This window comes from Marinomonas posidonica IVIA-Po-181 (genome assembly GCF_000214215.1).
Lineage (GTDB): Bacteria > Pseudomonadota > Gammaproteobacteria > Pseudomonadales > Marinomonadaceae > Marinomonas > Marinomonas posidonica.
The window spans coordinates 685499-698490 of record NC_015559.1 but is presented as its reverse complement, the minus strand read 5'-3'; the positions used below and the strand labels follow the sequence as shown (position 1 = coordinate 698490).

Here is a 12992-nt window from a genome sequence, read left to right as displayed (position 1 = left end):
ATTCAAATTAACGGAAAATGAGAGCTGAAAATCATGTCCGAAATAAAGACTTATACCATCATGGTCGTTGACGATATTGCTGATAACATTAACGTATTGAGTAACCTGCTACGCCCCTTTTATAAGGTGAAGGCTGCAACCAGTGGAAAAAAAGCATTATCCATTGCTAGCACATCGCCACCTGATTTGATTTTGTTAGACGTGATGATGCCTGAAATGGATGGCTATGAAGTTTGTCGTCAACTTAAACAAAATATAGCGACCCAAAAAATCCCCGTGATTTTCGTCACAGCTAAAACAGAAGTAGAAGATGAAACACTAGGGCTAGAAGTTGGTGGCGTGGACTACATTTCCAAACCCATCCAACCAGCGATCGTTTTACAACGAATTAAAACTCATCTCGCTCTATATGATCAAGCCAAGCATTTAGCATGGCTGGTTCATGAAAAAACTCGAGAACTACAAGAAAGTCGTTTGGAAATCATCAAAATACTCGGTAGAGCTGCCGAGTACAAAGACAACGAAACAGGCATGCATGTCGTGCGAATGAGCCACTATTCTCGCTTATTAGCCCAGGCAGCAGACATGCCTAAAGATTGGACCGAATTATTATTTACCGCGGCACCTATGCATGATGTTGGAAAAATTGGCATCCCAGACAATGTATTGGGCAAACCTGGAAAGTTGGATCCTGACGAATGGGAATTGATGCAACAGCACGTTAACTTTGGTGTGGATATTATTGGAGAGCAAAGGGCTCCTCTTCTGAAAATGGCAAAAACCGTAGCCGCAACGCACCATGAAAAATGGGATGGTAGCGGTTATCCTAACGGCTTAGCAGAAGAAGACATCCCCATTGAAGGGCGTATTGTCGCCCTTGCCGATGTCTTCGATGCCCTAACCAGTGAAAGACCTTATAAGAAAGCATGGAGCGTCGAGCAAACCATGGATTTAATCGTAGAACAAAAAGGCAAGCACTTTGACCCAACTCTGGTAGAGCTATTTGAAAAAATCCTGCCAGAAATACTCGTTATTAAACAAGAATTTTCTGAACCCGAAGAGAACTAACAATCGTTGAAAATAAAACGAAAGGTCTACTCGACACGAGAAGAAGCGAAAGGTGAGATATTTAATTTTATTGCGATGTTCTACAATCCGATAGAACGTCATTCGCATACAGGTGGTGCGTCACCTGCAAAGTTCGAAGAACACTATTTTTTCGAAATAACCACTGTCTAGCAAACTCGGGGAAGTCCATGTCGAAGAAAGCGAACTTACTAAAAGTTTTAGAGAAGTTAAGTGGAAAAAGCATTTGATCATTTTTGATAATAAATGCGACACAGCAAATCTAGGCCACTTGTTTATTATTGCTCTTTGAGCAAATCACCTAATTCCATAGCCGATTGACGTAGTGCTGGTTCAAATTTTAATAAGCCATTTAAATCTTTTCGGATGACGGGAGCATGTGTGAATAGACAGGCAAACAACTTACCATCTTGATCTTTTATCGGTACTGAACAGGCTACCATTCCATCGACAAATTCTTCGTTATCCGTTCCTAATTCATTCGCTTGAATCTTTAACAGTTCACTTCCTAGCGACTCAGGATCAGTCAAAGTATTACGCGCCAGTTTATCTAATGGCAATTTATCGATAATACGCTGTCGTCGATTCGTCGGCAGTGAGCTTAAATAGAGTTTACCGCTGGCTGTACACCACGAAGGTGTATGGCAGCCTACAGGTAAATGAATCTGCAACGGCCAATTAGTTTGCACACGATCGTAATAGATCATTTCAGTGCCATCCGGTATCGCGATACCGCAAGTTTCACCAATGGTTTCAGTTAATTCCGTTAAGATAGCCTGACGCAGCGCCTTAAAACGACTACTATGAAGCACCCCTAGAGCAATGCTATGCATCCTATCACCGGGAACCAACAAGCCACGCATATTGGTTTTTACAAAATCATCTGTTTCAAGCTGTTGGAGCAACCGATGAACACTGGGTTTAGGAATGTCCAGTAAAAATGCCAATTCAGCAGGTGACATAGGTCGCTCAGCGCGAGAAATGGCCTCAATAATTTCAAGAACCCGAGTAATAGAAGAACCTTTTTCTCTTCGCTGAACGATCACTTTATCTCCCGTCAAAAATTTCACACTCGTTATCAAAAAGCCTAATATATCTAGGCAATTAACAACAGATAAAAAAACCACTTCCACTTAAATAAAGGCTGTCCTTAAACACCTATATTTGTATATCAAACAGCCTTAATTGTGCATATATTAGTTCAACGTTGGCATTGAAAATTCAGCGCCTTCACGAACACCAGCAGAAGGCCAACGTTGCGTCACAGTTTTACGTTTAGTGTAGAAACGTACCGAATCTGGGCCATAAGCATGAAGGTCACCAAACAATGAACGCTTCCAACCGCCAAAGCTATGGTACGCCACAGGCACAGGCAAAGGCACGTTAATACCCACCATGCCCACTTGGATGTTATCAGAGAAGTAACGAGCCGCTTCACCATCACGGGTAAAGATACAAGTACCATTACCGTATTCATGAGCATCGATTAGATCCATGGCTTCTTGCATTGTTGCCACTCGCACTACTTGTAATACTGGACCAAAAATTTCTTCTTTGTAGCTAATCATGTCTGGACTAACGTTATCGATTAGAGTCGCACCAACAAAGAAGCCATTTTCATAACCTGAAACGGTTGTTTGTCGACCATCAACGACAATTTTTGAACCTTGCTGTTCAGCACTATCAATGTAGCCGATCACTTTTTCCTGATGTGCTTTGGTGATGACAGGGCCAAAGTCATTTGTTGAATCAGAATAAGCACCAACACTCAGATTTTTCATAGCATCCTGCATTTTGGCAATCAATGCATCACCAGCGGCATCACCAACCGCAACCGCAACAGACAGTGCCATGCAGCGTTCGCCAGAAGAACCAAACGCCGCACCAACTAGCTGGTTTACAGCATTATCCATATCCGCATCAGGCATGACGATAGCGTGGTTTTTAGCGCCACCTAATGCTTGGCAACGTTTGCCATTGGCATTGGCTGTTGTATAGATGTATTCGGCAATCGGCGTTGAACCAACAAAGCTCACCGCTTTAATACGCTGGTCAGATAGCAACACATCTACCGCCACTTTATCACCATTAACAACATTCATGACACCATCAGGTAAGCCCGCTTCTTTTAATAATTGAGCGATAAACAATGTTGAACTTGGATCACGCTCTGACGGTTTCAGAATAAAACAGTTACCGCATGCAATCGCCATTGGGAACATCCACAAAGGCACCATCGCAGGAAAATTAAATGGTGTAATGCCAGCAACAACACCCAGGGGTTGAAATTCGCTCCAAGAGTCGATATTAGGACCAACGTTTTTACTGTGTTCGCCTTTTAATAATTCTGGTACCCCACACGCATATTCAACATTCTCGATACCACGTTGTAATTCCCCAGCCGCATCATGGGATATTTTTCCATGCTCCTCTCCTATCATCTGGCAAATTTTGTCAGCATTAGCCTCTAATAGTTCTTTGAAACGAAACATGACGCGTGCACGTTTAATTGCAGGCGTATTACGCCATGCTGGAAATGCCGCTTGAGCACTGGCTATAGCCTGCTCAACGGTTTCAACTGAAGCAAGTGCCACTTTTCGAGCCACTTGTCCTGTTGCAGGGTTAAACACATCTTGAGTACGTGCAGCATCTGTACAAACTTCACCGTTAATTAAATGTCCAATGATATTCATAAATAATTCCTAACGTTATAAAAAATGTAATTGATGTAAATCAGTCCCATAAGCTTTGGTAAAGTGCGACCATATCGCTAATAGACGGTTCAATAGGGTTATTACTGGGGGATCCTGATGCTAATGCCTGTTCCGCCATAGTTTGACAAACCCCAAAAAACGCCTCTCGCTTAATGCCGAATTCTTCTGGCGTTGGTACGGATAATTCATCATTTAGTGCACGAAGTTCCTTCAACAATTTTTGGTTAGCAATATCATTAGTGTCTTGTTCTGTTGCTATCCCTATTGCTCGTGCACAATCAGCATATCGTGCAGGCGCAGCAGGAATAGAATAGGCTGTAACGCTTGGTAGTAACATGGCATTGGAAAGACCATGAGGCACATGAAAAAATGCACCAATAGGACGGCTCATGCCATGTACCAAGGCAACCGATGCGTTAGAGAATGCAACACCAGCCAAAGTTGAACCTAACATCATGGCTTCACGAGCGTCTTTGTCTTCACCATTGTGATAGGCTTTTCTCAGATTGGGCCCAATCAATTTCATTGCAGCAATCGCCTGACCTTCACTATAAGGATTAGCTTTTTTACTAACATAGGACTCAATCGCATGGGTTAACGCATCAATACCGGTATCAGCCGTGATTCGTGGCGGTAAGCTCACTGTTAATTTATAATCAACCAACGCGGCAATCGGCATAAAACCGGTGCCAACACAGAGCATTTTTTCGTCGTTCGTTTCATCGGTTATGATCGTAAATTTAGTAACTTCAGAGCCTGTTCCTGCTGTGGTCGGCACTGCGATAACTGGCAAACCTTGTTCCGTAACGATGCGAGGAAAACGATAATCTTGCATGACACCACCATGTTTAGCCAGAATAGCAATCGCCTTAGCACTATCGATTGGACTGCCTCCACCTAACGCGATAATACAATCGTAACTCCCCTCTCGTGCCTTCTCGACACCCGCTTGAATCGATTTAACCGTAGGTTCTGGCACTGTGTCGTCAAAGATATGAGCAGAAATATTATGTTCATCTAAGCTCTCTTGAATACGACCAGCATAGCCCAGCGTCACCATCATCTTATCCGTAATAATTAAGGGGCTATTGCAGCCAAGGCTTTCTAGAATATTGGGGATTTGCAAAGCAGCATCTTCACCTACCTGCAGAATACGCGGCAGAATAATTTGAGTAGACATATCAACTCCTATGTATTTTTGTTTTTATATGGGGAAGCGGTTTTCTTAACATCAAAAGATAAATATTCCCCATTCATTTCATTCTCTAACGGTGACGAAAAACAGGGGCTCGCTTAGCAATGAACGCATGCATGCCTTCTTTTTGCCCCTCTGTCGCAAAGGCCGCCTGGAACAAACGACGCTCATGACGCATCCCTTCAGTAAGACTGGTCTCAAAGGCTACGTTTACTGCTTCTTTGGCCATTCGTACGGCAGGGCTGTTATATCCAGCAATAGTATGTGCTGCTTCCAACGCAGTTTGTAACAACTCTTTAGCAGGCACGACTCGCGCGACTAATCCAGCCGCTTTTGCTTCCTGAACATCAATTGTTCGTCCAGTTAAAACAAGATCCATCGCTAGCGATTTACCTACAGCATTGGTCAAACGTTGCGATCCACCGATGCCCGGCAAAATACCAAGTTTAATTTCTGGTTGCCCAAATTGGGCATCTTCAGAAGCAATGATAAAATCACACATCAAGGCTAGCTCACAGCCACCGCCTAGCGCATAACCACTCACAGCAGCAATGATTGGTTTGCTGATTGAACGTAATTCGTCCCAAGGAGCAAAAATATCGTCACAATAAAACTCGGAGTAATTTAAATTAGCCATTTCCTCAATATCTGCTCCAGCAGCAAATGCTCGGGCACTACCCGTAATAACAATGGCACCTATATTATTGTCTGCATCGAAGGCCTTCAGCGTATCAACCACTTCTCTTGCAAGCTGTCTACTCAAGGCATTTAGGCTTTTTGGCCTATGTAGAGTAATCATGCCGACCCTTTCACGGCGTTCTACCAATATGGTTTCCATCGGCGCTACCTTTGCTTGTGTGTCAGTGGCAGTAATAGATTCGATATTATCTTTGAATTCTTCACTTTTTTGTTCTGTATCAACAGGGTTAGATTTAACACTGGTTTTGGTTTTCATAATTCGACTCTCTCTTCTGGAACATTAAGGGTTAAGTATCTGAAGTAACTTCTGAGTGTTGCTCTAGTTCGGTATTATCCGAATTATCCTGAGGGGGAGGCGTTGGTGCATAGGCACCATTACTGGCCATTAATTCTGCTAATATTGCCTCTCGATGCTCATTAAGCTCTGGGGATTTAAGAGGCACGTCTGGGTCTATTTCAGAGACAGAGCTCATCTTAATCGGGTTACCAGCCGTTCGTACTGGCCTTTCATTCTCCCCTTTTACTTTAATGATCATGTTGCGAGCGAGTAGTTGTGGGTGAATAAATAATTTATCGATCGTATTGATAGGGGAACAAGGCACGCCCGCCTCGTTGAGTGCATCAATCCAATGTTGCATTGGCTTAGTCACTGTTATCGATTCAACATCTTTCACCAATTCTTTACGGTTTTGCACACGTAAATCATTCGTTAAGTATTGCGGGGCTAAGGCGAGTTGAGGCGAACCCAAGGCATCCATCATTAACAAGAAAAGCGTATCGTTGCCCGCACAGATCACAAACTTACCATCACCTGCGGTAAAGGTTTCAAAGGGTGCAAGCGATGGGTGATTGTCACCCGTTCGAGTTGGCACAACGCCTTCGACGTCATATCGTGCAAGTGCTGTTTCCATCAACGCCGCTTGGCAATCTAGCATGCCGATATCCACTCGCGTGCCTTGGGCATCACGAGTTCGACTATAAAGTGCCGATAAAATACCAATGGCACCAAAAAGAGCCGCACCTAAATCACCAAAACTTGTGCCAACACGAGCTGGCTCTTCATCTGGCCACCCCGTTAAGCTCATTACGCCGCCCATTGCCTGCACCACCATGTCGTAGCCCGGTAAATCACTAAAAGGACCACTGTGACCAAAACCTGATATAGATGAATAAATAATATGGGGATGGGTTTTTGCCAGACGCTCAGGCCCGTAACCAAGGCGTTCCATTACACCAGGTCTAAAATTCTCAACCACAACATCACAACTATCCAACAGACGCTCTAAAAGCTCTCTATCACGTGGTGATTTAATATCAAGAGAGATACTTTCCTTCCCTCGGTTAAAGCACATAAAATAAGCGGAATCTACACCTATAAAAGGCCCGAACGCTCTAGTGTCGTCGCCAGTTCCAAACCTTTCAACTTTGATCACCCTTGCACCAAGGTCAGCCAAAACCATAGTGCAATACGGACCTGCAAGTACTCGAGAGAAATCCAACACAGTAATACCCGATAAAGGGCCTGCTTTTTCATCTGTTTCACTTATTTGATTCATAATTACTAATCCGATGCTAGATTAAAATCCACGAATGCCTAATAATGAGACATAACGTATCGTATTAGCCAAGTTAACTTGTGAAAATTAATGAATCAATATAGACATTAGTATAAGAAGGTCACGATAAAATCCGGATTTTTCAGACGTTATTCGACACCTAATTTGATGAGTTGCAGCCTTAATCTTTTGCAGGTCTTGATGTACATGGCGACTTTACTGGACTTGTTCTCTAGGCTTTTTATCAGGCGATTAATGTGTAAAACAATGAATCTAGATTGAGGAATGAATGCTTGTTTGGTAACAATAACCACAATATGAAGCATGAGTACTAGCGGTCAGAGGAACGAACGATATGATCTCGCCTCCATAATGGGCTCATAATTGAAACACCTTCTATACCTTAAATTCAGCCAACATAAAAAAAGCAGGCACTAGGGCCTGCTCTCTTTAACACTTTTCTTCTTTACATATTAGAAATCGAGCTGTTCCGCTTCTTCTTTTTCACTGGCTGCATCGTCTGTTTTAGTACGCTTTGGTAGCAATGTCTCACGAATCTTAGCTTCAATTTCAGCCGCTACCTCAGGATTGTCTGATAAATACTGCGCTGCATTCGCTTTGCCTTGACCGATTTTATTACCGCCGTAAGCATACCAAGCACCGGATTTATCAACCAAACCTTGCTTCACACCAAGGTCAATGACTTCGCCCATACGGTAAATACCTGCACCGTACATAATCTGAAATTCCGTTTGCTTGAATGGCGGTGCAATTTTATTTTTCACCACTTTCACACGGGTTTCATTACCAATGACCTCGTCACCTTGCTTAACAGAACCAATACGACGGATATCCAAACGCACAGAGGAATAGAATTTCAGTGCATTACCACCAGTCGTGGTTTCAGGTGAACCAAACATCACACCAATCTTCATACGAATTTGGTTAATAAAGACCACCAAACAGTTAGCGTTTTTAATTGAACCCGTTAATTTACGCATGGCTTGAGACAATAGACGCGCTTGAACACCAACGGATGAACTGCCCATTTCACCTTCAATTTCAGATTTCGGCACCAAAGCCGCAACCGAGTCCACAATCACGACATCAACGCTGTTTGAACGGACTAACATGTCAACGATTTCAAGAGCTTGTTCGCCTGTATCAGGCTGAGAAATCAACAAGTCTTCCAGATTAACACCCAGTTTTTCAGCGTAAGACGGGTCTAAAGCATGCTCAGCATCTATAAAGGCACAGGTTTTGCCTTGCTTTTGTGCTTCGGCAATGACACTTAAAGTTAATGTGGTCTTACCTGAAGACTCTGGACCATAAATTTCACAAATTCGACCAAAAGGAAGACCACCAGCACCCAAAGCAATATCCAAGCCTAAGGACCCAGTTGACACTGTCTCTATATCCATCTTAGTGCCTTCACCCATTTTCATGATGGCACCTTTACCAAATTGACGCTCAATTTGAGACAGCGCAGCGTCTAGCGCCTTTTTCTTGTTATCTGCAATAGATGACATAATGGAATCCTTAATGACTGAATGTTCAACTTTAATGCTGGTAACTTTATCGCTTTTTTTTCCGAACCTCAAGAAAATACTGTATAAAAAAACAGTAATATTATCTTTCCGTCAAAATGCAATTTTTTACCCCTTGCAAAGCCTCCAGTACCACCTTCTGTCGAATCTCTTTTCGATCTCCTGAAAATTGAAAGCGTACAATCTTGGCCTCCTTACCCATAAGCTGCCAACCAATATAGACACAACCAACCGGTTTTTCTGGTGAACCGCCGCTAGGGCCTGCGACACCACTGACAGCAACCGCCACATCGCCTCCTAGCTGTAAAGCGCCTGAGCACATTTCCCTTACAGTTGCTTCGGATACCGCACCATGCTCTGCTAACGTAGCCGCTGAAACAGACAACCCTTCCAGCTTAGCCTCATTCGCGTAACTAATGACCCCCCCAAAAAACCAAGCTGAACTACCAGACAATTCAGTACAAGTCGCCCCAATTAAACCACCCGTACAGGATTCAGCCGTCACTAGCATCCGTCCATCTTGCACTAATAATTCAGCCACCTGCTGAGCTATTTTCAGCATTTCTTGCTCATGATTCATTATGCTTATCTCTTAAAACCTCAACAATTATCCCGTAGAATAACTCCCAATTTTTTGGATCACAATTGAGCAGTTTAAATGAGCAAAACATTAGCCGACAATCACACTCCCATGATGCGCCAATACTTTGGTCTCAAGTCACAACATCCGAATCAGCTGTTATTTTATCGCATGGGCGATTTCTATGAGCTCTTTTACGATGATGCTAAACGTGCCGCTCAATTACTTGATATCACCTTAACGGCTCGAGGTCACTCTGGCGGACAGCCTATTCCAATGGCTGGCATTCCCTTCCATGCCGCAGAAAACTACATCGCTCGATTGGTTCGTATGGGGGAGTCTGTCGTGGTTGCCGAACAAACTGGTGACCCTGCCACCAGCAAAGGACCTGTAGAGCGACAAATCGCTCGCATTGTCACCCCTGGCACTATCAGCGACGAAGCCTTCCTAGAAGAAAAACGTGAAAACCTCTTACTGTCGATTGCCCATCAATCTCGTAAAGGGTTAGACATTTTTGGCTTTTCTTATCTCGACATGGCCAGCGGCCGCTTTTGTCTTTTTGAAGTCGATGGGCACGAAGCCTTAGCAAATGAATTGCAGCGACTATCGCCAAGAGAAATCCTAATATCAGAAGACTTTCCAGCCCGAAAAACACTGCAGCTAGAAAAAGGCATTGCTGAGCTCGGCCCATGGCACTTTGATTATGAGTCGAGTTACCGTCAACTTATTCAGCAATTCAATACAAAAGACCTATCCGGCTTCGGCTGTGAGGCATTAACGGCGGCCATTGCCTCCGCTGGCGCGCTATTACAATACGCAAAAGACACGCAGCGCTCAGCTTTGCCGCACATACAAGCCATCATGGTTGAACATAAAGACGATTCGGTTCTGATTGATGCGGCCACACGACGCAATCTAGAAATCGATATCAATTTAACTGGCGGCACCAGCAACACCCTCAGCCAAGTATTAGATCAATGCGCCACACCAATGGGCAGCCGACTATTAAAACGCTGGCTTCATACGCCAGTGAGGGACTTAAATGAAATTCAATCTCGACAAAGTGCTGTCGCTGAACTAAAGAGCCAATTCTATTACCAACCACTTAACGGCTCACTTAAAAAAGTCGGAGATTTAGAACGTATTTTGTCTCGCGTTGCACTTCGGTCTGCTCGCCCGAGAGACCTTTTACGTCTGAGATTTGCGTTGGAGATGATTCCACTTATTAACCAAGACCTAGGGAATGTAAACTCTGCTCGACTGAGCCAATTGAATCAACGCATTATAGCGCAGCCGGAGATCACTGAGACACTGACCAAAGCCTTAGTTGAGAACCCTCCTTCAGTCGTGAGAGATGGCGGTATTTTTGCCACTGGCTATGATCCAGAATTAGACGAATTACTGTCTCTATCGACCAACGCTACTGATTTCTTGGCCGAAATGGAACGAAGTGAAAAAGAGCGGACTGGCATCAGCTCACTCAAAGTAGGTTTCAATCGAGTACACGGTTATTATATAGAAATTAGCCGTTTGCATTCAGAACAAGCACCAGTGGAGTACATTCGTCGCCAGACGCTTAAAAATGCCGAGCGCTTTATCACACCTGAACTAAAAACTTTCGAAGATAAGGCTCTGAGTGCCAAGTCCAAAGCACTTGCTCGCGAAAAAGAACTTTACGAAACCTTATTAGACCAGCTAAACCAACATTTAGGAGAACTGCAAACCGCCAGCCAAGCACTTGCTCAGCTTGATGTCCTAAACAACTTTGCAGAACGTGCTGATCAACTCAATTTAACACAACCAGAACTCCATACAGGACGTGGTATTGATATCACTGCCGGACGTCATCCTGTGGTCGAATCGGTTATTTCAGAACCTTTTGTTCCTAACGATTTAACCTTAAACGATCAGCGATCCTTATTAATGATCACTGGTCCAAACATGGGTGGTAAATCCACCTATATGCGTCAGATTGCCTTAATCACCTTACTGGCACACACTGGTTGCTTCGTGCCAGCACAGGCAGCCTCTATTGCGGTAGTCGATCGTATCTTTACGCGCATGGGATCGTCTGATGATTTAGCCGGTGGTCGCTCAACCTTCATGGTGGAAATGACCGAAACCGCCAACATCTTGAACAATGCGACACAAAACAGCCTAGTCCTAATGGATGAAGTAGGACGTGGTACCAGTACCTTTGATGGTTTGTCGTTGGCCTGGGCTGCCGTTGAGCATTTAGCCCAAACGCTAAAATGCTACGTACTGTTTGCAACCCACTATTTTGAATTAACCGGTCTTGCTGAGCAATTAGACACGGCTGAGAACGTTCACCTCACTGCCACCGAATATGAAGATGAAATTGTATTCCTCCACAAAGTTCATAGCGGCCCAGCAAGCCAATCATATGGACTTCAGGTTGCTCAGCTGGCAGGGGTACCTAAAAACGTTATTCAACAAGCCAAACATAAACTTCAAGAACTTGAGACCGTTACTGGCATTGAACTAGACGATGCGACACACAGTACAGTATCAACCACAGTGGCAGCTTCTTCACAGCAATCGGTCATGACCCACCACTCACCACAGCAAGCCGATTTATTTGTACAAGCTGAGCAGGATAGTTTGAAAGACAGCATTGCCTCCTTGGATCTAGACAATATGACCCCAATCGAAGCCATGAACCAGCTATATAAGCTAAAATCAGAGCTATGAGCATTGAAATGCGGCATAAGCTAATACCAGATAAATTTAGGCTATTTGGTATTCTGACTTGCCGCCAAATAGCCTATACCACTAAAATAGGCGGCAATATTTTTTGTAAAGCTTGTGAGGAGAAGTCGAATGGCTTTCATCGTTACTGATAACTGCATTCGCTGTAAATACACCGACTGCGTGGAAGTCTGCCCTGTAGATTGCTTCTACGAAGGCCCAAACTTCCTAGCCATCAACCCAGACGAGTGCATTGATTGCGCTCTTTGCGAACCTGAATGTCCGGCCAATGCCATCTTCTCAGAAGATGAATTACCTGAAGAACAAGAAGTGTTTGTTGAACTAAACAAAGATCTCGCAATGATCTGGCCAAACATCACAGAGAAAAAAGACGCTTTAAGTGATGCCACTGAATGGGATGGCGTGGAAGATAAACTAGAACATCTTGAACGATAGAACAGAATGAGAAAAAGAAAAAAGCGACCAAGGTCGCTTTTTTAATATCCTATTATTGACATCCTGTCTCGCCAAATCCCTATTGGCCAACCGTCCTTATGAGTCAATCCTTATCGATAACATCCTGTTAGGCATCCCAGCCGTAAAAAAGACAGCCTCAGCTGCCCTTTTTATGCTTAATTCCATTTAAGCCACTCTTCCGATGAGTAAAACATCACTGTCTGTTTCATCATGAAACCCAAACAATCCTTAACACATGGTGCGATCCTGAACCACAATATCCATTAGAACCATCCTTTGCTCTGAACATCCCAGTCCCGTCCTAAACACCATCAATGGTATTTTGCACCTCAATGTGCTCGTCATCCTTGAACCTTGTTTGGATAAAGCTAATTTACCATTTATTTTATCGATTACAAATTTTTACATTTTGAAGGAATTACATTTTTT

11 protein-coding genes are annotated in these 12992 nt (G+C 43.7%); 4 read left to right on the top strand and 7 right to left on the bottom strand.

Translation table 11 applies throughout. The annotated features are described in order from the left end of the window. Positions 1-33 precede the first annotated feature (33 nt). On the top strand, positions 34-1068 hold the full coding sequence (locus tag MAR181_RS03230; protein ID WP_013795176.1) for an HD domain-containing phosphohydrolase: 1035 nt from the start codon (positions 34-36) through the stop codon (positions 1066-1068). A gap of 6 nt (positions 1069-1074) precedes the next feature. Then, on the top strand, positions 1075-1239 hold the full coding sequence (locus MAR181_RS18730; protein WP_144011200.1) for an IS3 family transposase: 165 nt from the start codon (positions 1075-1077) through the stop codon (positions 1237-1239). A gap of 125 nt (positions 1240-1364) precedes the next feature. On the opposite strand, the gene MAR181_RS03225 is transcribed toward MAR181_RS18730, so the two are convergent. The 7 genes from MAR181_RS03225 to MAR181_RS03195 all read right to left on the bottom strand — a co-directional run bounded on the left by MAR181_RS03225 (position 1365) and on the right by MAR181_RS03195 (position 9377). Continuing rightward, positions 1365-2156, bottom strand: a complete 792-nt coding sequence (locus MAR181_RS03225) for an IclR family transcriptional regulator (protein WP_245546200.1) — start codon at positions 2154-2156, stop codon at positions 1365-1367. A gap of 126 nt (positions 2157-2282) precedes the next feature. Further along, positions 2283-3779: a CoA-acylating methylmalonate-semialdehyde dehydrogenase gene (locus MAR181_RS03220; protein WP_013795174.1), complete on the bottom strand. Its 1497-nt coding sequence runs from the start codon at positions 3777-3779 to the stop codon at positions 2283-2285. A gap of 40 nt (positions 3780-3819) precedes the next feature. After that, positions 3820-4980 carry an iron-containing alcohol dehydrogenase gene (locus MAR181_RS03215; protein WP_013795173.1) on the bottom strand — a complete coding sequence of 387 codons (1161 nt, stop codon included), beginning with the start codon at positions 4978-4980 and terminating at the stop codon, positions 3820-3822. A gap of 85 nt (positions 4981-5065) precedes the next feature. Next, on the bottom strand, positions 5066-5950 hold the full coding sequence (locus MAR181_RS03210) for an enoyl-CoA hydratase (RefSeq protein WP_013795172.1): 885 nt from the start codon (positions 5948-5950) through the stop codon (positions 5066-5068). A gap of 31 nt (positions 5951-5981) precedes the next feature. Beyond that, positions 5982-7250, bottom strand: coding sequence for a CaiB/BaiF CoA transferase family protein (locus MAR181_RS03205; RefSeq protein ID WP_013795171.1), 1269 nt, complete (start codon positions 7248-7250; stop codon positions 5982-5984). Positions 7251-7723: 473 nt separating this feature from the next. Further along, the gene (gene recA, locus MAR181_RS03200) at positions 7724-8779 is read right to left on the bottom strand and encodes a recombinase RecA (protein ID WP_013795170.1); all 1056 of its coding nucleotides are present in this window, start codon (positions 8777-8779) and stop codon (positions 7724-7726) included. A gap of 100 nt (positions 8780-8879) precedes the next feature. After that, positions 8880-9377, bottom strand: a complete 498-nt coding sequence (locus MAR181_RS03195) for a CinA family protein (protein WP_013795169.1) — start codon at positions 9375-9377, stop codon at positions 8880-8882. A gap of 78 nt (positions 9378-9455) precedes the next feature. Here MAR181_RS03195 and mutS point away from each other — a divergent pair, with 78 nt between their 5' ends. Beyond that, positions 9456-12089, top strand: a complete 2634-nt coding sequence (gene mutS / locus MAR181_RS03190; RefSeq protein ID WP_013795168.1) for a DNA mismatch repair protein MutS — start codon at positions 9456-9458, stop codon at positions 12087-12089. A 129-nt stretch (positions 12090-12218) separates the two neighbouring features. Next, positions 12219-12542, top strand: coding sequence for a ferredoxin FdxA (gene fdxA / locus MAR181_RS03185; protein WP_013795167.1), 324 nt, complete (start codon positions 12219-12221; stop codon positions 12540-12542). Positions 12543-12992 lie beyond the last annotated feature (450 nt).

Coding starts and splice junctions, on each gene's coding strand:
- MAR181_RS03230 (WP_013795176.1), top strand. CDS start 34: ATGTCCGAAATAAAGACTTATACCATCATGGTCGTTGACGATATTGCT.
- MAR181_RS03220 (WP_013795174.1), bottom strand. CDS start 3,779: ATGAATATCATTGGACATTTAATTAACGGTGAAGTTTGTACAGATGCT.
- MAR181_RS03215 (WP_013795173.1), bottom strand. CDS start 4,980: ATGTCTACTCAAATTATTCTGCCGCGTATTCTGCAGGTAGGTGAAGAT.
- MAR181_RS03210 (WP_013795172.1), bottom strand. CDS start 5,950: ATGAAAACCAAAACCAGTGTTAAATCTAACCCTGTTGATACAGAACAA.
- MAR181_RS03205 (WP_013795171.1), bottom strand. CDS start 7,250: ATGAATCAAATAAGTGAAACAGATGAAAAAGCAGGCCCTTTATCGGGT.
- recA (WP_013795170.1), bottom strand. CDS start 8,779: ATGTCATCTATTGCAGATAACAAGAAAAAGGCGCTAGACGCTGCGCTG.
- MAR181_RS03195 (WP_013795169.1), bottom strand. CDS start 9,377: ATGAATCATGAGCAAGAAATGCTGAAAATAGCTCAGCAGGTGGCTGAA.
- mutS (WP_013795168.1), top strand. CDS start 9,456: ATGAGCAAAACATTAGCCGACAATCACACTCCCATGATGCGCCAATAC.
- fdxA (WP_013795167.1), top strand. CDS start 12,219: ATGGCTTTCATCGTTACTGATAACTGCATTCGCTGTAAATACACCGAC.